This window comes from Bifidobacterium jacchi (genome assembly GCF_009078285.1).
In the GTDB taxonomy this organism is placed as follows: Bacteria; Actinomycetota; Actinomycetes; order Actinomycetales; family Bifidobacteriaceae; genus Bifidobacterium; species Bifidobacterium jacchi.
Map to the genome: position 1 here is coordinate 102,537 of NZ_RQSP01000004.1, position 18,873 is coordinate 121,409.

At 64.4% G+C, this 18,873-nt stretch carries 11 protein-coding genes and 3 tRNA genes; 13 read left to right on the forward strand and 1 reads right to left on the reverse strand.

The annotated features are described in order from the left end of the window. Window positions 1–104: 104 nt before the first annotated feature. Window positions 105–1,139 carry a 5-formyltetrahydrofolate cyclo-ligase gene (locus tag EHS19_RS02335; protein WP_241677032.1) on the reverse strand — a complete coding sequence of 345 codons (1,035 nt, stop codon included), beginning with the start codon at window positions 1,137–1,139 and terminating at the stop codon, window positions 105–107. Window positions 1,140–1,449: 310 nt separating this feature from the next. On the opposite strand from EHS19_RS02335, the gene EHS19_RS02340 reads away from it, so the two are divergent. The 13 genes from EHS19_RS02340 (at window position 1,450) to dapC (ending at window position 16,722) form a co-directional block, all read left to right on the forward strand. Further along, window positions 1,450–2,112 carry a GNAT family N-acetyltransferase gene (locus EHS19_RS02340; RefSeq protein WP_241677033.1) on the forward strand — a complete coding sequence of 221 codons (663 nt, stop codon included), beginning with the start codon at window positions 1,450–1,452 and terminating at the stop codon, window positions 2,110–2,112. A gap of 115 nt (window positions 2,113–2,227) precedes the next feature. Continuing rightward, window positions 2,228–3,790, forward strand: a complete 1,563-nt coding sequence (locus tag EHS19_RS02345) for a hypothetical protein (protein ID WP_151916200.1) — start codon at window positions 2,228–2,230, stop codon at window positions 3,788–3,790. Window positions 3,791–4,050: 260 nt separating this feature from the next. Beyond that, window positions 4,051–4,344: a co-chaperone GroES gene (groES, locus tag EHS19_RS02350; protein ID WP_151916201.1), complete on the forward strand. Its 294-nt coding sequence runs from the start codon at window positions 4,051–4,053 to the stop codon at window positions 4,342–4,344. A 331-nt stretch (window positions 4,345–4,675) separates the two neighbouring features. Next, window positions 4,676–5,899 (forward strand): AAA family ATPase, encoded by a 1,224-nt coding sequence (locus EHS19_RS02355; RefSeq protein WP_151916202.1) that lies wholly within the window; start codon window positions 4,676–4,678, stop codon window positions 5,897–5,899. Between the two features lie 107 nt (window positions 5,900–6,006). Further along, window positions 6,007–10,989 carry a transglutaminaseTgpA domain-containing protein gene (locus EHS19_RS02360; RefSeq protein WP_175578250.1) on the forward strand — a complete coding sequence of 1,661 codons (4,983 nt, stop codon included), beginning with the start codon at window positions 6,007–6,009 and terminating at the stop codon, window positions 10,987–10,989. A gap of 104 nt (window positions 10,990–11,093) precedes the next feature. After that, window positions 11,094–11,175 (forward strand) — tRNA-Tyr (locus EHS19_RS02365). A 1-nt stretch (window position 11,176) separates the two neighbouring features. Then, window positions 11,177–11,248 (forward strand) — tRNA-Thr (locus EHS19_RS02370). A 4-nt stretch (window positions 11,249–11,252) separates the two neighbouring features. Next, a tRNA-Met gene (locus EHS19_RS02375) sits at window positions 11,253–11,326 on the forward strand. A 48-nt stretch (window positions 11,327–11,374) separates the two neighbouring features. Further along, entirely contained in the window at window positions 11,375–11,545 is a 171-nt protein-coding gene (gene rpmG, locus EHS19_RS02380) for a 50S ribosomal protein L33 (protein ID WP_003814458.1), read from the forward strand. Between the two features lie 190 nt (window positions 11,546–11,735). Then, complete coding sequence (locus EHS19_RS02385) at window positions 11,736–13,145, forward strand: FAD-binding protein (protein ID WP_151916204.1); 1,410 nt, start codon at window positions 11,736–11,738, stop codon at window positions 13,143–13,145. Between the two features lie 172 nt (window positions 13,146–13,317). Next, the gene (locus EHS19_RS02390) at window positions 13,318–14,829 is read left to right on the forward strand and encodes an APC family permease (protein ID WP_151916221.1); all 1,512 of its coding nucleotides are present in this window, start codon (window positions 13,318–13,320) and stop codon (window positions 14,827–14,829) included. 70 nt (window positions 14,830–14,899) lie between these two features. Further along, on the forward strand, window positions 14,900–15,220 hold the full coding sequence (fdxA, locus tag EHS19_RS02395) for a ferredoxin (RefSeq protein WP_151916205.1): 321 nt from the start codon (window positions 14,900–14,902) through the stop codon (window positions 15,218–15,220). A 287-nt stretch (window positions 15,221–15,507) separates the two neighbouring features. Continuing rightward, the gene (dapC, locus tag EHS19_RS02400) at window positions 15,508–16,722 is read left to right on the forward strand and encodes a succinyldiaminopimelate transaminase (protein ID WP_151916206.1); all 1,215 of its coding nucleotides are present in this window, start codon (window positions 15,508–15,510) and stop codon (window positions 16,720–16,722) included. Window positions 16,723–18,873 lie beyond the last annotated feature (2,151 nt).

Genomic DNA, 18,873 nt, shown 5'->3' on the forward strand with positions numbered 1-18,873 from the left:
GCGCTTCGTTACGCGATAGGCGAATCGGAACATGGCGCATAAGCGGCGTTGCAATGCGCGCACAGCGAGATTGCGCGCATACGCGAAGTGGAATCCGCGGGAATTCATGAATGCAGCCACGTCAGGCCGGTCGGTGTCAGCATGCCGCTGACCGCCACGTCGTGCGGTCGCCTCGGCAGCAGCGCCGATGTCGCATTCCGAGGGGATTCCCACGGCCAGCAGATCGCCACGATCGGCGTACCGGATGCGCGATGCATCAGCGCGCGGTCATACCAGCCGCCGCCCCGCCCGAGTCTGGTGCCGTCACGATCGACCGCGAACGCGGGAACGAGAATGAGGCGCGCGTCGCGTAGCGCCTGCGGTTCCAGCGTCTCGGCATCCGGCTCGTCGGGACGGTGCCTCCGACGTGCCTTGGGCTGGCGTGCGTCAGACAATCGTGCGTCAGACGGCCGTGCGTCAGGCTGGTTCGCGTCGGCGCGGCATGAACTGTCGTTGCACGAATCATCTGCTGCTGCCGTGTCTGCTGCTGCGGTGCCTCCCGCAGCGGTGATTGCTGCCACAGCGGCAGCTGCCGTCGCGCTTGTCGCTGTGTCGCTTTCCACCGGTCGCAGCGCGCGAACATCTGTCAGCTCACCCCAGCCGACCTCCATACCCGAGCCGAGTCGCGGCACCAACACGCGCAGCCCGGTATCAAGCAGCAGACCCAGCAGGGGTCTGGTCGGAATCTCGCTGCCCATCGACACGTAGGCGGCAACCGTATCGCCGGGGCGCAGCGACTCAAGCAGTCCGCTGTCGCGCAGCGCTGCGACTAGAGCAATGCCCGCTTCGGCGCGTTGCACGCGGGAAATCCGCAGTCGGCGCGTGATCGCAGCGCGACGCAGCGCGGCCTTGTCGGCATCGCGCGCATCGCCGGTTTGGTCCGTGGCCCTGCTGGCATCGCGCGCGTCGCTGGTGTCGCTGAGGTAGCCGATGTCGCTGGTGTCGCCGACCGGTGACGGCCGCAGGCCGGCGGATACGTTGCCGTAGGTTGTGTTGTCATTGGCTGCGGCGTTGGTCGCTGCGTCGGTGGCTGCGGCGTTGGTAGTGCTGCGATGGCTGCCGTTGTAGTCGCTGATGCTGCTTGGCGCGGATGTGGTCACAACGGCTGTTGTACACCCACGCCGTCACACCCTTATTCATTGCATGCTTATTCATTGCATGATGCAGGGAATACCCCGTGATGCAGGGATCTCCCCATGATGTAGGGAATAAGAATGGCTTAATTCCGCGGTTTTTGCGATTTGCTCCGACAACGCTCCCACCATCATGGGAAATTCCCTACACCATGTGGCGCGGTGCCGGCGCGCGGCGGCGAAGGGTGGGTGCCGGTGCGTGGTGCATGGGCGGCGGCCAAGGGCGGCGAATGGCTGGCGGTGTGATCGTTGGCATGATCGGTGGCACAATGGTGGCGTGTCTGTGTTTCACCATTTGCGAGCCGCGTTCCGGCACGATCCGCAGCCGCTGCTGCGCGTGCCGTCGGTGATTCGCGCGGTTGGCGTGCCGGATGCGCCGATCATGCTGCGCCCGCTTGCCGCCGATGACGAGGAGGAGTGGTGTGAGGTCCGCTGGCGCAATGATGAATGGCTGTCACCATGGGAGTCGGGCGACCCGATGCATGGTCCGGGCATCAGCTACAACGAGTGGATGCAGCGGCTGCGCGCCGACGAACAGGCTGGTCGTGGCGCGACGTTCGTGATCGAGCATCGGATGCGAATCGTCGGCCAGATTTCGCTGGGAGCGATCTGCTATGGGTCGATGCGCACCGGCACCATCGGCTATTGGATGGATGAACGCTGTGCCGGGCATGGATTCGCGCCGCTTGCGGTGGCGATGCTGGCCGACTGGGCGATGCATGATGATTCCGGCCCGCGTCTGCACCGGTTGGAGATCGCGATGCTGCCGGTCAACGATCGATCCCGTCGCGTCGCCGAGAAGGTGGGCGCGGCATACGAGGGCATGCGTCGGGCGTATATGTACGTCAACGGCGAATGGCGGGATCATCGCGTGTACGCGCTGCTTGCCGGGGATGCGCCGCGGGGATTCGCCGCAAGACTGATGCGCGGCGCAGCCTGATCGCGCGGATGGACGCGCGGGCGAGCGCGCGGCCGCAACGCCATCCCGCATACGATCGCGACACGCCCGGCGTGAATCTGATCGTTTTTCCGTTAGTTCACCTATTCTGGTGTGCATGGGTTACGAGTCACTAAGCACTGTCGTGGTGCTGGTGATAGTGGTGATCTTTCTGGTCGGTTGGCTGCCTGCGCGGACGATCGCCAGCATGAGAAAAGTGATCGAACATCGCGAGGACCAGTTCTCGACGTCGTTGCACCTGGTGGATGGCGACAGTGGCACGCGGTTTTCCGACGAGCGGACCCCACAGGCGAAAGGGATTATTATGCGGCCGAGTCAGAGCGCGAAATACACCGCGGAATATGTCGCGCGTGTGCGCAAGGCGCGCGCCGAGGCCATTCGACGCCGCCGTATCATCGTGTTGTCGCTCTTGGTCATCACTGTCGTTGTGTTGGTGTGTGCGGTCGTACGTCATTTCAGTGCGCTGTTCGCGTTGATTCCGGGCGTGTTGCTGGCATTGGTGCTGGCGTTGGGTGTTCGGGCGAGCCGCCAGGCGCGTGAGTGGGAGCGTCGGGTCGCTCAGGAGCGGCGCGCCGGTCGATATGGCGCGGCCGATCGCGCTGGTGCACAGCGTGCAGGTGCGCAGCGTGCAGGTGCGCGGTCGGATCGCGGGCGTTCCGACCAGTCGGCCAAGGCTCGTGGAATGCTGCACGCCTCTCGTGCCGACGGTGTGCGAGGGGGCGCGGCGGGCGCGTCAGGGCCGGTTGCCGCTGGTGATGCCGCTAGGTCCGGTGTGTCGTCTGACATGGCATCGTCTGGCATGGCATCTGCGGCATCTGCCAAGGCGGCGCAGGAGACGTCCACCGAGGTCATGGAGCAGCGTGAGATTCGTCGCGCGTTGCGGGCTTCCCGTGACGCGCAGCAGCAGGCCGTGGCGGCGCGGCGCGAGCGTCAGGAGCAGCGGGCGCTGCGCGACGGCTCCAAGGCGATTTCTGCAGGCAATGCCGCTGCTTCCGTGGCGCCTGTGGCATCATCTGCTTCCGCTGCCGCCCCGTCCGGTGCGTCGCCAGCCGCGGTTGCGTCGTCGGTGCCGGCTGCTCCGGTGGAGAGCGCTGCCGAGACGTCCGCTTCCGTGGCATCAACCGCAGCCGTCGCGGGGGATGCGCGTCCGTCTCAGGATCTGGTGCGCGTCGATGAGCAGCAGCCGTCCGACGAGACCAATGAACTGGCTCATGTGAAGCCGGCGCGTACGTTGGATGCGTTCGCCGTGGCCGCACAGCAGGATCTCATCTCGTTCTCGCTCGGCTCGCCGCGCAATGGCGAACAGCCGCAGCCTGCTGCGCCCGAAAGTCTGGAGATCAAGTCGACGCGACAGGTTGCCAAGGCGGTGCCTGTTGCTGCGGATGCCGCCCAAGTTGGGCACGTCGATACTGCTGAACGCGGCGATACGACTGCGGCAATGCGCAGCGGTGCGGATGGTCGGCAGATCGGTGGCGGCGATGACCGGCCTGCTGAGGATGCGGCGGCAGCATCGGTGGTCAATGCGGCGGATGCGTTGGCTGATGAGACCGCCAGCTCGTTCCATGACCGTGAGGTCGATGCCGATGTCGAGGCGCCGGCGGCCACCGGGGACTCGCTCGGGGCGAACCTGCAGGCCGTGCTGGCCCGCCGTTCCGTCTGAGCGTTGGGCGCTGTGCGGACTCGCCATGTTAGCGGACTCGCTAGGTCGGCAAGTGCGTCGGCAGGGGCGCCATGCCAGCAAGCGGCGCACGCTCGGCGTGTTTCACTCACAGCGTTAGCACTCAAGTTGGCAGAGTGCTAACAATCGCGCTACGATATGACGTAGCGCGAGGGAACGCGGCATACGGTGATCGTCAGCCGCCGCAGGGCGTGTTCCGGCGCGGAACGTACTGTTTTTTGAGAATTACGAGGTGACCTACAGTGTCGATCAAGCTCACACCGTTGGAGGACAAGATCATCGTCAAGCAGGCCGAGGCCGAGACGCAGACCGCTTCGGGTCTGTTCATTCCGGACAACGCCAAGGAGAAGCCGCAGCAGGGCGAAGTGCTGGCCGTCGGCCCGGGTCGTCGTGACGACAAGGGCGAGCGCATCCCGATGGATGTCAAGGTTGGCGACAAGGTGCTGTACTCCAAGTACGGCGGCACCGAGGTGCACTACCAGGGCGAGGACTACCTGATCGTCTCGTCTCGTGACGTGCTCGCCATCCTCGGCTGAGTCGTCGTTACCGTAAGGAAGCCCCGGTGTGTGTCCGCGCACCGGGGCTTTTCGCGTTTCGGTGCGTTTCGGTGCGTTCCGCTGCTGTTCTTTGCGCTTCATTGCGCTCATGGCCGAGCGTGCGATCATGTCGGCATCGCACACGGTAGACTGATACCACTTGGATCATCCCGAATGATCGCAAGACGAATCCCCGGCCCAACGGCCGCCAGCGCCCCACCCAGACCGTCGGACCACGGCCCGACCATAGTCGCCAACCAGCCATCATCACCTGATCATCCATCATCCAACCAACCGCAACCACCCGAACCAACCCCGAGATGAGGTCGCCATGAGGGATTTCATATTCGAGTCCGCAAGCAGCGGCATCCCTGATGGGAATCCCGATGCCGTCAGGACTGCTAGTGCCGTCAGCGCCGCCAGCGCAGGCGCCGAAGCCAGCGCAGGCGATGCCGCATCGGCGAGCCGAATCATCGCCGATCTTACGAATGCGTTGTGCGATGTGCTGTCGTGCTCGCGCAGTGTGGTGGAGCTGTCGGTGGCCACGTTCGTCGCCGGCGGGCATCTGCTGTTGGAGGATGTGCCGGGCGTCGGCAAGACCACGCTCGCCCGCGCGCTGAGCATTGCCATTGGCGGATCGTCGCGGCGCATCCAGTTCACGCCGGACATGCTTCCGACGGATTTGACCGGTGTCAGTGTGTATTCGCAGGCCACCGGCCGGTTCGATTTTCATCCCGGTCCGCTGTTCGCCAACGTCGTCATCGCCGACGAGGTGAATCGCGCCAATCCCAAGGCGCAATCCGCCATGCTGGAGGCGATGGGCGAGTCGCAGGTCAGCGTCGACGGGCGGACCTATACCATGCCGGATCCGTTCTTCGTGGTCGCGACGCAGAATCCGATCGAGCTTGAAGGCACGTACCCGTTGCCGGAGGCCCAGCTTGACCGATTCATGACATGCACGAGCTTCGGATACCCCACGCCGGATGCCGAAGCCGCGATGCTGATGAACGCGCGTGCCGTCGATCCGCTGAGCGATCTGGAACAGGGATGCGGGCTTGACCTGATGCGGCTTGTGCGGGAATGCTGCCGCGGCGTGCGTGTGAGTGCGCCCATCGCGCACTACGTCGTCGCGCTGGTCTCGGCAACGCGGTCGATGGATGGCGTGCGCTACGGCGTATCGCCGCGCGGTGCGTTGGCATTGACGGCGATGGCACGTGCGCATGCGTTGACGCAGGGGCGCGATTTTGTACTTGCCGACGATGTGCAGGCGGTGGCGGTTCCTGCGTTGTCGCATCGTCTGGTGCTTGACGACGCCGGATATGGCATGTCGTCCATCGAACGAGCCCGTATGGTGATCGCTTCGCTGGTTGCGGACGCGCCGGTTCCGCATGCGGACGCGGCTGTTCGGCCTGTGGACGCGGCTGTTCGGCGGTCTGCGTCGCGTTCGGCGCCGTCGCGTTCGGCATCGTCTCATTCAGAGGGGACGCCTCGCAAGGAGACGGTGTCGCGTTCGGCACCGGGGCGCATGGTGTCGTCGAGTCCGGATGGGCGCTGAAATCGCGGATCGATCGGGCTGAGTGGATTGATCGGGCTGAGCGGATCGAGCGGGCTGACTAGACGGGGAGGTGACGTGACATGACGGCGGCGGTTGGCAGGAGTCGGATGGCGACCCGTCGTGTGCGGGGATGGCGTCGTCGCGGCTCGGTGCTGCCTTCCGGCGCAAACGTTGCTGTCATTGCCGTTGATGCCGTCGCATGGTATGCCGGTCTGCTGCTGGACGACCGTTCGCTGATGGCCGTTGCGGTCGGTCTGGCGCTGCTGCTGGGCGTGTCGCTTCTGATCGCGATCGCGCAGTGGGTGCTGCTCGACGCAGGCGACGTGCCGACGATAGCCGATGTTCCGTCCGGGCTTGTCGATCCGGCTGATTCCCCCGTGGGTTCCTCTGAGGACTCCCCGTCGGATTCCAATGCGGTCGTATCCGGCGTCGCGCGTCGGCGTCGGCATCGTCGTTGGTTGCTGTCGCTGACCCGAATCCGGGCAAGCCGCCGGGCGATGCGAGCAAGGCGGAAGAGCCGTGCGACGCGGATGCGCACAATGTCGGTGCATGCGACCGGTCTGATTCGGCGCACACTGTTGCCGGTCGCAGTGCGCGCACAGGCCCAGTTCGAGCGGCTTGACGAATCCGGCCACGTTGTGAACCGATACGTCGGCGCGCTTCCCGCCAGTCGCGGCTGGTATCGCATGCCCTCGCAGGTCGTCCGGTGGAGCGACCCGTTCGGCTTGTGGCGCATCGTCAAACCGCTGCGCTGCAAGTCGTCATGCGTGGTGCTGCCACAGGTCGAGCCGATGGGGAACGCGGCCGATTCGGCTGCGGACATGCGGATGCGCGGGCAGACGCAGACCGAGAACGCAGGCACGGTGCGCGCCTATGTGCCGGGCGATTCGCGCAGGATGATCTCATGGCGGCAGACCGCTCACCGAGGCACGCTGATGACTCGCGAGACCGGCGGCGATGTTCGCGCCACGACGCTGCTGCTGCTGGACCCGTTTGACGACAACAGGCTGGAGGACGCTGCGGCAGGCAGCCACGCCGATTCGCGCGGCGATGCGGACGCGTCATCGCCGATGGATGCGCAGGTGGCCGCCGCGATGAGCCGATGGAAGGCGTTGGATTCGTCGCGCAGCTCGTCCGCCGGCAGGGATGCCAAGCGCGCAGTGGTCGTCATGTGCGGCGAGCGGCATGCCGATCGCACCGCCGATATGCTGCGGTTGCTCGCATCCGCAGGTACCTCGGCTGCCGCGTCTGACAAAGCCGCCGCACCCGACAAGGCGGTTCAATCCGATACGGATGCCGCATCGGCCGGTCGCACGATATCCGCCGGTCGTGCGACCGATGCCGCCCGCGATGCCGGCGACACCCGCCTCAGCGCTGCGGTCGCCGCGGTTTCGGCGACTGTGCGGCAGCTGCGTATGCGCGGCGGCATCGTCACCGTCACGCTGTTCTCCACCCAGCCCCGATCGCCATTCGCTGCGGCATTGCGTGCGGCATCGATCGGCGCTCCGCTGCGCGTGCACGTCGTGTCGGCGCACGATCAGGCAGCCGACGGGCATCCCGATGGCGACCAGCCGCGCATGACGATCATTCCCCTGCGCGACGCGGCGGGAAGCGACGCGCCCGGAGCCGTCGCGCATGCCATACCAGCAAGCGTCTACGCGGCCAAACGCAGCCCGGTCGAAGTGCCTGACGGCACCGCGCCGAGCCTCGATGAAGCGCCGCGGCAATCCGGCATCTGGCCGCTGACGGCACTGGCGCTGCTGTCGTTTCTGCTGACGGCGCTCGATGCGCTGACCGGCATCGTCGCCCCCGGATGGTGGTCATGGTTCGCCGCCGTCGCGATGAGTGCGCTTGCCGTCGAGTCGTCGGTTCCGTGGCGCACCCCGTGGCGCGGCACGATACGCCTGATCGCCTATACCGCGTCGGTGCTGGTGACGGCAGTCGTGCTGATCGTGGTCAGAATACATGATGCGACCGGCGTGTGGCTGTTCTTCCAACAGATGATGAAGCATGCCCCCACGGAAGACGACGCCACCGCGATGATGCCGATTTCGCCGTGGCAGGCGCTTGGCGAGGCGTTTGAGCGCGGATTCGACCGGCTCAACGTGCAGTTGCCTCCGGTCAGCGTGGACGTCTACGGCGATCTTCCGCTGATCGTCGTGGTGGCGTTGGCGGCGATTCTGCTGCGGTGCATGCTGACATGGAGACGCGCCGCCCCGGTGCTGGCATTGCTGACGGTCGTCTCGTATGCCGCCGCCTTCGCGCTGGTCGGCAGGCAGGTGCCCATGTGGCAGTTGGCGTTGTTCATGTTCACGGTCGCGATCAGCCTGTGGTCGGTGCGGGCGACGCCGCGGTCGGCGATCATGCCGATCATGCCGGTCGTGTCGGCCGCGCTTGTCGCCGCCATCACTGTGTCGCTGACCCCGTCCGCGCTGAGTTTCGCCTATGCGGTTCCGCTGTCGATCGGCGAGTCGAAGGGACTGCTGTCCAGCAACACCATCAATCCGATGGTCGATCTCAAACGTTCGCTGGTCGGCGGTTCGTCGGCCACGGTGCTGCGGTATCGTGCGGACGGCCGCCGCTACCTGCGCATGACCACCTTGGACGACTTCAATGGCGATACATGGAGCTTTGACCGGGATCTGGCGCGCGAGGGCGGCTTCTACGGGTCGGGCATCCAGCTCGGCACGTCATCGAAGAGTTCCGACGGTACGCGCCGGAACGGCTGGCGGCGCAATCTGAGATACATGGTCGCCAATCCGATGCTGTTCTACCTGATCGCCTATTCCGACGGCATGATGTCGGTCGAGGACGGTCGCGACGGCGGTGGATATGGCGATGGCGGCTATCGCGGCGATCGCTATGGCGGATTCGGCGGTAGTCGCCGCGACGATGGCGGCTTCGCATATGACGGTTCCGACGAATCGCTTGATGCGTTCACCGATGTCCAAGTGACGGTCGAATCCCTGGTCTCCAGGTTCCTCCCCGTCGCAGGCATGCCGCTGAGCCAGTCGATGCAGGGTGATGACGATGATTCGAGCGATTGGGTGAGCGCCGACGACGGCACGATCTACGCGCGCGACCGCACGACCGAGCGGGGGATGACCTACGACGCGTTCGGCATCTACCTCGATCCGATCAGCAAGGCCAGCGACTTCACGCAGGTCGACGCGATCAGCCGGATCAGGGATCAACTGGTCTCAATGACCGGCGACACCACCACCTGGTCGCAGCGCGCCGAGCTGCGTCGAGACCTGGCGGCACGCGGATACGGCACGGTTCACAACGGCTGGCTGGTGATTCCGTTGACGATGAGCGGCCAATACGCCAGCGACGGCTACACCGACCCCGACGGGCAGACGGTCCGCACCGCCGACGGTAGATCGGTGGGGTCGATATTCTTCGATTCGGCGGATGACGACGGCATCTCGTTCGATGATTCGTTCCGCAGTCGGCTCGGACTCGGCGACTATGAGATGATCGGCATGGGCATCGCCGACAACGGCGACATCGCCGTCGCGGTCGCGCTTGACGAGTCGACCGGTCTGAGCGACGGCGACAAGGGCGCGGATGCCGATGCGTCGTCGGATCTCAATGGCGGCGAGGATTACGCAGACGACGGGAGCGATCCTGACCATTCGGCGCAGGCTCAGCGTTCGGGGTCGGTGCTCAGAACGCTGTCATCCCTCGACTATGGCGGGCTGCTCTCCTACAGCGGCGGCCTCGGCGATGGTGGCGACGACGACAACCGCTACATCCACGACATGATCGATAGGATCACGCGCAATGAAACATCAATTCGCCAACGGTACCGGTCGCTTCCCGAAGGACTTCCCGAGCAGGTCACCACACTGGTCGATCAGGCCAAGGCCGACGGCGTGCCCACAGGCGGCGATGACGCGTCGCAGCAGATCGCCGCGATGCAGTGGCTCGTCAAGTACTTCACCAATCCCGCCAACGGATTCACCTATTCGCTGACCGCGCCGGATGGCGACGGGCGCGACAACATGGCGATGGTCGCCGCGTTCCTTGACTCGCGAACCGGGTACTGCGCGCACTACGCCTCCGCGCTCGCCGTGCTGGGGCGCGCGATGGGCGTTCCTACCCGGCTCGTGCTCGGATACAACGCCGGCAGCGGCGAGGCGAACGACGGCGGCGAGTATGCGGTGACGGCAAGCCAGCTGCATTCCTGGGTCGAGGCGTATATCGACGGGATCGGATGGGTGCCGTTCGATGTGACGCCATCGTCCGGCGATGATGCCGCCAGCACTGCGACTCAGGAGCCGCAGTCCACGCAGACCGAAACGGAGAACCCGAGCGCAACGACGATCACGCCGCAGCAGCAGAAGACGCCGCAGTCCGAAAGCAAGACGTCGGATGATGACCAGAGCGAATCGGACGACACCGAGAAGACGGCGGCCTCGACTGGCAACGGTGCCGCCGCCACAGCGTTCCGACTGCCGCAATGGGCGGTGATCGCACTGTGGACGTTGCTTGGCGCGGCGCTGCTTGCGGCGTGCGCTTCGGTGCCGTGGCTGATTCGCCGTATTCGGTCGCGGCGGCGATTCCGGCTGATCGCAGCCGCAGACAGTGGCGGCGGCACCGGTGGCGGCGGCAATGCTGGTGGTGGAGGCGGAACCGCTGGCAATGCGCATGCTGATGTGGGTGCCGCGCACGCGATCGACGATGCATGGATGGCCGCGTGGCGCGAACTGTGCGACACCGCCATCGATGGCGGCGCGCGCTGGAGCGGCAGCGACACTGAGCAGCGCATCGCCGAGACGATGATCGCCGCGCTCGATGATGGTTCATTCGGCGGCGAAACCCGCGCTGACGATGATCGGCGTATGGCTGATGGACGCAATAAGTCCACCGAGCGCGCGTCCGCATTGATTCGGCTGGCTGCGACGCAAGTGTCGGCCATCTCGTTCGGCGGCCTGCATGGCATGTCGCCGGACGGGCTTGCCCAACGGTTACGGGATGCGACTGCGACGATGCGCCAGGCGTGGCCGTCGGTCGGGGTGCGTCAATTCATTCGGCGATTCATTCGGCGGTGGATTCCCGCTTCGGTGTTCCGTCCAAAACGTTGATATTGCAACGAGACACGCCGAAGAGCGTGGCGACTTGCAAGAAGCGCGAAGTCATGGCATATTAGTCGAGTTGTCAAAAACGGTCTAGGTCGTTGCGGCAACATGGCGGATTTCCCAAGCGGTCAAAGGGAACTGACTGTAAATCAGTCGCCTCGTGCTTCAGTGGTTCGAATCCACTATCCGCCACGCCCCGATAGCTCAGTGGTAGAGCACTTCCTTGGTAAGGAAGAGGTCGTGAGTCCAATTCTCACTCGGGGCTCTCTGGCGGGATAGCTCAGCTGGCTAGAGCGTACGACTCATAATCGTAAGGTCAAGAGTTCGAGTCTCTTTCTCGCTACAAATATCGGCGAAGGCCGATGGACAACGACCACAAGAGGTGAATTAGATGGCAAGCAAGAGCGCCGACATTCGTCCAGGCATCACGCTGGCATGCACCGAGTGCAAGGAGCGTAACTACATCACGACGAAGAACCGTCGCAACACGCCGGATCGTCTTGAGCTCAAGAAGTTCTGCCCGCGCTGCGGCAAGCAGACCGTGCACCGCGAGACCCGCTGAGCGCTTTCAACGCACTTTTTCAGACCCGACCTTCACCGGTCGGGTTTTTTCGTATCCGGCATCCGGCATGTGGCAGCTTGCTTGGTCGGTCACTGTACGGGGCCACTTGCTCGGTCACGCGGCGCAAGCTCGGTCATGCGGCGTTCGTCCGAGTCGTCTCGTTTCACCCCTGAACGCTACGATAGAGCGCATGACTTCTTTTGCGGATATCACCACCATTGGCGTAGGCGGGCATATCGCCCGATTCGTGGAGCCGACCACGCGAGTCGGCGTCATCGAGGCGGTGGAGGACGCCGATTCGCGCGGCTTGCCGCTGCTGGTCATCGGCGGCGGATCGAACATGCTCATCAGCGACGAGCCATTCAACGGCGTGGTGGTGCGCGACGCCCGCCGCGCGATCACCGTGCCGGACGAAGCGGCTCCGGTCGAGGGTGACGATCGCACGGTCCATGTCACCGCCGAAGCCGGCGTCAACTGGGATGATTTCGTCATCTTCACGCTGGGAATCGGGCTGGAGGGCGTCGAGGCGCTGTCCGGCATACCGGGCACCGTCGGCGCGTCGGTCGTGCAGAACATCGGCGCGTACGGGCAGGAGGTCGCCACGGCAGTCGAATCGGTGGAGGTGTGGGATCGTCTCGCCAAGCAGACGCGCGAGTTCGCCGCATCCGACATGGGATTCGCCTACCGCACCAGTATGCTCAAAGCCGGCATGTATGCAGCCAACGCAGCCAACGAATCCAACGCAACCAACGAAATCAACACAATCAGCGAAGCCGAAGAGGCGGCGGCAACCAAGACAGCCGCCGCCCGCCCGCCGCGATTCTTCCCCACGCCACGCTATGTGGTGCTGTCCGTCACCTTCGCCCTGCGGCACAGCGCATACGGCACGGTGGGCCATGCCCAGCTTGCGAAGGCCCTCGGCGTGCAGGTGGGCGAGCGCATGGATACGCACGCCATCCGCGACAGCGTGCTCGCCGTTCGTCTCGCCAAGGACATGCTTGAGGACCCCACGCGATACGCCATCCCGGCTATGGCGGGCACCAAACGGCAGGCAAACATCGAAACCGAGCTCAAGCGTCTTGCCGCCGATCATGCCGCGGATCGCGCCGCCAGCCACGCCGCCAGCCACACCGCCGACCGCACTGCTGGCAGCACGGCCGCCGCGGCCGCTGACAGCACGGTCGGCACCGCGGCCGTCAGCGCGGCAGCCGTCAACTCCGCCGCCGGCCTTCCGCAACCTGACTTCGACCGCCACAGCTGCGGCAGCTTTTTCGTCAACCCGATCCTGACCGCGCAGCAGGCGGCGACGCTGCCCGCCGACGCGCCACGATACGCGGCGACGCTGCCCGATGGCACGCCAGGCGTCAAGACCTCGGCGGCATGGCTCATCGACCACGCCGGCTTCCACAAGGGGTATCCGAACACGGCGGATGCGGCGGCCTCGCTGTCCACGCGCCACACGCTCGCCCTGACCAACCGAGGCAATGCGACGGCGGCGGACATCGCCAGGCTTGCCGCGACCATTCGCGACGGCGTTGAGGCGGCATACGGCATCCGCCTGGTCCCCGAACCGATCGTCGTCGGCTTCGATCTGCGCTAGCTCGCGTCCGCTGCGCTAGCTCGCGTCCGCCTGCGCCAGCCGCGCCAACCGTCCCCACCGCAACCCCCTCCTCTTGCGCAGCCCGCCATCATCACCTATGCTCGATACCTGTTCACACGCCGCCCTTTGCCACGCAAAGCGCCCGACCATGCAGGGAAAGACACCAATGTCGATGCACATCTTCCGCACGAAATCCGTCGAACAGACGCTTGCCGAAACCGGCGAGGAGGGGCGCTCGCTCAAACGCACGCTCACCTGGTGGGATCTGGCGATCATGGGCGTGGCGGTCGCCGTCGGCGCGGGCATCTTCTCGGTCGGCGCGCAGGCGGTCGCGTTCCACGCCGGCCCTGCCGCGATTCTGAGCTTCCTGATCGCCGGCGTGGTGTGCGGCGCGGCGGTCATGTGCTATGCCGAATTCGCGTCGATGATCCCGGTCGCCGGCTCCGCCTACACGTTCACCTACACCACGGTCGGCGAGATCATGGCCTGGGTGATCGGCTGGGATCTGATTCTGGAGATGCTGATGGCCGGCTCGGTGATCAGCAAATACTGGGGCATCTATCTCAACGACTTCCTAAGGCTCATGGGGTCGAGCGCGAACACGAACCTCACGTTCGGCGCATTCCACATCGATATCGCGCCGCTGGTGATCGTCGCGTTCTTCACGGTGCTGCTCGTGTTCGGCACGCGCATCGGCGCCCGCGTGGACGGCGTGATGACCGTGTTCAAGATCGCGATCGTGCTGTTCGTGGTCGTCGTCGGCTTCTTCTACGTCAAGGCGGCGAATTTCACGCCGTTCATTCCTCCGAGCGAACCGGCTTCCGCGCTGTCCGGCTCGTCGCCCGCGCCGACCGGTCTGCTCCAGCCGCTGTGGCAGTTCGCCACCGGCATGACGCCCAGCGTGTACGGCGTGCCGGGGATTCTGTCCGGCGCGGCGCTCGTGTTCTTCGCGTTCATCGGCTTCGACGTGGTCGCCACCGCATCCGAGGAGACGATCAACCCCAAGCGCAACGTGCCGTTGGGCATCGGCGTCGGCATGGCGCTCATCATCGTGATGTACATGCTGGTCGCGATCGTCACGACCGGCATGGTGTCGTATCACGAGCTCGCCGCGCAGCCGAACCCGTCGCTGTCCACCGCATTCGAGCTGGTCGGGGCCGACTGGGCGGCGAAGATCATCAGCTTCGGCATCGTGCTTGGTCTTGCGACGGTGGTCATGGTGCTGCTGCTGGGATTGACGCGCGTGGTGTTCGCGATCAGCCGCGACGGACTTCTTCCGCGCGGTCTGTCGAAGACCGGTCGGCATGGCACGCCCGCGAAGCTGCAGATCACGGTCGGCGTGGTGGTGGCGCTGGTCGCCGCGCTGCTTGATGTGGGCGTGCTGAGCGACATGGTGAACATCGGCACGCTGTCGGCGTTCACGCTGGTGGCGATTTCGGTGCCGATCATGCGTCGTCGCCGCCCCGATCTGCCGCGCTCGTTCCGCATTCCCGGCAATCCGTGGGTGCCGCTGCTGATCGCCGCGGCGAATCTGTGGCTGATGATCAATCTGTCGGTGCTGACGTGGATTCGGTTCCTCGCATGGCTCGCCGTCGGCTTCATCGTGTATTTCGCATACGGATACCGCCATTCGCGGCTCGGCGCCGGCGAACTCGGTACCGGCGAACTCGATCTCGGCGATTGAGCGGCGGCCGACGATATGCGTCCCCAAGGGGGCGTACTCTTGGTATCCAGTTGAAACCGAAGGAGAAGCCATGCCATACGTCGTCGCCCAGCCCTGCGTGGATGTCAAGGACAAGGCCTGCGTGGACGAGTGCCCCGTCGACTGCATCTACGAGGGTTCCCGTTCGCTGTACATCAACCCCAACGAATGCGTCGATTGCGGCGCCTGCGAGCCGGTGTGCCCCACCGAGGCCATCTTCTACGAGGATGATCTTCCCGAGGAGTGGGCCTGGTACAAGGACGCCGCGGTGAACTTCTTCGCCGAGGTCGGCGATTTCGGCGGCGCATCGGCGCATGGCCCGATCGGCAAGGACCCTGAGCAGGTGGCCGCGCTGCCGCCGCAGAACCAGTGAGCGTCGCTGTTCGCGCGGCTTCGCATGGCATTGTCGCGAATGCCGCGACGGTGTTCGGCGATGCTGCTGTGACACTGCTGTGACACTGGCTCGCAGACGGTGGTGTTGCGACAGTGGTGTTGTGATGGTCGTCGCTCGCAGCGGCGGCCATTTTGCTATCGTCCGTTGTCACCATGCCAGCTCTGGCCACCGATGGATGCCAGTCTCTTGTCATGGATGCCGGCCGCCATGCGTCTGGCTGTCTGGCTATCACACCCGCCGCGTCTGGCGCAAGTAAGGAGTCATTGATGGGATTCCATGAGTTTTCGTCGCCGTACGATTGGTCGCGTATCGCCGACTATAAGAAGGTCGCACGTCAGGCCGCAGGCGGCATGATCGACCTGTCGGTCGGATCCCCGGTCGATCCCGTGCCCGATTCGGTGCGCGACGCGCTTGCCGCGGCTTCGGATGCGCCCAATGCGCACGGCTACCCGGTCACTGTGGGCACCGGCGATCTGCGCGATGCGATTCACGAATGGTTCCTGCGCCTGCGTGGCGTGGATCTCAAGGCGGTCAACGCCGGCGTGGTGCCCACCGTCGGTTCCAAGGAGGCGGTGGCGCTGATGGCATCGCTGCTGCGGTTGGGGCCGGGCGATGTGGTCGTCCAGCCGCAGGTGTCGTATCCGACGTATGAGATCGGCACGCAGCTTGCCGGCGCTCGTGTGCTCAAGGTCGCCGATGTCGCCGATGTCGACTCGTGGCGGCATGTGCCGGGAGTCAAGGCGGTGTGGGTGAATTCGCCGTGCAATCCGTCCGGCGAGGTGCTGTCGGCCGACTGGCTGGCGGGCATCGTCGCCGCGGCCCGCTCGATCGGTGCGGTGGTGCTGTCCGACGAATGCTATGCGCTGATGGATTGGCGTGGCTCGATCGGCGCGAACGCTACGTCGGTGAATGCCGCCTCGGTGAATGCCGCGGTGAACGCTGCCGACGGATCGGGTTCATTCACGCTGTCCGCCGCCGCATGCGCGTTGAATCCGCAGGTGTGCGAGGGGAGCGCGGATGGCGTGCTCGTGCTGTATTCGCTGTCCAAGCAGAGTAACATGGCCGGATATCGCACCGCGCTGATCGCCGGCGATCATCGCCTTGTGTCGGAGATGGCCGCCTATCGCAAGCAGATCGGCCAGATCATTGCCGGTCCGGTGCAGGCGGCGATGGCGGCCGGACTACGTGACGTGGCCGCCGTGCATGTGCAGCGGGAACGGTACCGGGCACGACTGGAATCGTTGGTCGCCGGGCTTTCGGCTGCCGGCTATGAGGCGCGGATGCCGCAGGGCGCGCTCTATGTGTGGGTCAGGGCCCGTAGCGGCGACTGTTGGTCGGATATGGCGGATCTTGCGCGGATCGGCATCATCGCCAGCCCCGGCGAGTTCTACGGTGATTCTGCATACCTGCGCTTCTCGTCCACCGCCTCGGACGCCGACATCGCGGATGCCGTCGCACGCCTGCGCGCGCATCGAGCCTGATTCATCGAGGCTGATTGCAGGCTGTAAGATTTGACTGAGCTTCCTTGTCGGTTTCGTTGCTGGCTCTTCGCCGCATGGGCCGATATCGTTCAGACAGGTGCAAGACGGCCCAGTGGCAGACGACCAATCAGACGACCAATCAACGGCCAATCAACGGCCAATCAACGGCCAATCAACGGCCAATCAACGGCCAATCTGTCACGCGACGCAAAAAACGGCGTTTTCGTCGTCGCGTGACAAGCCGCAACGGACTGTGACACTCCATCATCATGCCACATCATCACAAAACGGCGGAATTCCAATGATTTCTGACCGCACTGAGGTGGACACAATGGTGTCCCACCCCATTGTGTCTGGGCCCAATTGTCACGAGATGCAAAAACCAAACAAAATGCTGTCGCGTGACAAAATGATCCGTCAGTCTCTGCCGGTTTCCTCTCGCAGTCTCCTCGTCACTCCTCGTCAGGCGGTCAATTATCGGCAAAACCGGCCGCCCGGCTCCATTCCCTTGAAATCATCGTGTGCATGGAGTGTACCCACACACGGCCGGAGCGCACGCACGCCACACCTTGCAGTCATCGTGTGCATGGCACGTACGCCGACTCCATTTTTTCGTCGGTGCCCCGCTTGCTGAAACCATCGTGTGCATGGAGCGTACATGACGGGGGTGCGACGGGCCTTCTCGGCTGTGTCGGGCTGGCGGCGGTCGTGTGCATGGAGCGTACATAAGGGGCTGACGGTCGTGTGCATGGGATGTGCGTCTGCGCGGTCGTGTGCATACAACGTACACGACGGGGGTGCGACGAGCCCTCTCGGCCGCGTCGGGGTGTCGGTCGTGTGCACGGAGCGTACATAAGAGGCTGCTGATCGTGTGCATGGAACGTACATCTGCGCGGTCGTGTGCATACGACGTACATGAAACGCGCTTTTCATGCCTCTACACATCCGTTGCATGCACACGATCCCCGCACGATATACGTGGGATGCACACGATGCCCATGCGACAGTCCACGTGGCATACGTCCCATGCACACGATGGGCGTGAAAGGCACGGTGGGACGCTCTCCAATGCTCGAAAATCGGGAATCGAGGCCACTACTCCCGAATAATGATCGCTGCCGGTCGCTCAGTGAACACAATTCGGGAGCAATGGGTCAAATACCCGAATAATGCTCACTGGCGCAATCCCCGTGAACGAAATTTGCACTTCTGCCGTTATCGTGGGTGGTGTTTCGTTGCTAAGCCGTTGAGACGGTGGGGGAAGGACGCTTCCCGGGTAGGATGCTCATCGATCAGGAAGAACCATGGAACTTGCGTTCAGTGGCGTCCCTGCTCTCGTGCCCCTTCTCTGACTCCCCTCCCGTACCTCTCTCGCTTGTGCTTCCTCGGCTTCCTCGGCTTCCTCGTGCTTCGCTTGTGCAACCGGTCCCTTTAGCGCAAGGATTTCTCGGGATTTGCCCTGAGTTCGTAAAATCCTTGCGCCAAGGTAACTGCGCTAAGGTAACGTTAGTCGGCGCTTCTCCCTCGTTCTTCTCGGTGCCCCACCATCTCACCAACGAAACAGCGGAAGCCATGAAAAAAGGGATTCACGGCAACCCGTGAATCCCTTGGCGGCGGAGACAGAGGGATTCGAACGCCTTAGCTCTTATGCGTTGAAAACATTGGGGTTTCAGGTTTCGGAGAAAATCGTTACCACCTTATTTACCACCTAACACGCCGAAAACCATGCTATCGCACGCGGCAATACGCGTCTTCACTTATCCCCTGTCGCACCGTCCCGCGCTCGCAAGCAAGCTGCCGGGCCAACCGCCTACCCGTGTGCCCGCTCCACCGGTATATTCGGGTACAGGTCTATGAGATAGGCGGCAACCGTCCCGAGGTCGTCCAGCCACATGCGCAGCGTGTCCGTCCCGTCCGGGCGCTCGGCGGGGCATAGCGCCCATATCCCCCCGCGTTTTTTCCCCAACGTCGGCACGCCCGCACCGTCACCCAACCGTGACGCAACCGTGACGCGAAACGTCACGGATTCAGCCCTTGAACGTTACCGTTTCAGCCTTTGAAAGCCCGGAATATCAACGATTCCACCGTTAACCGCAACCGTAACGTGACGGGGGGGGGAAACGCCGGGGGGATATCGGCACTATGCCCGAG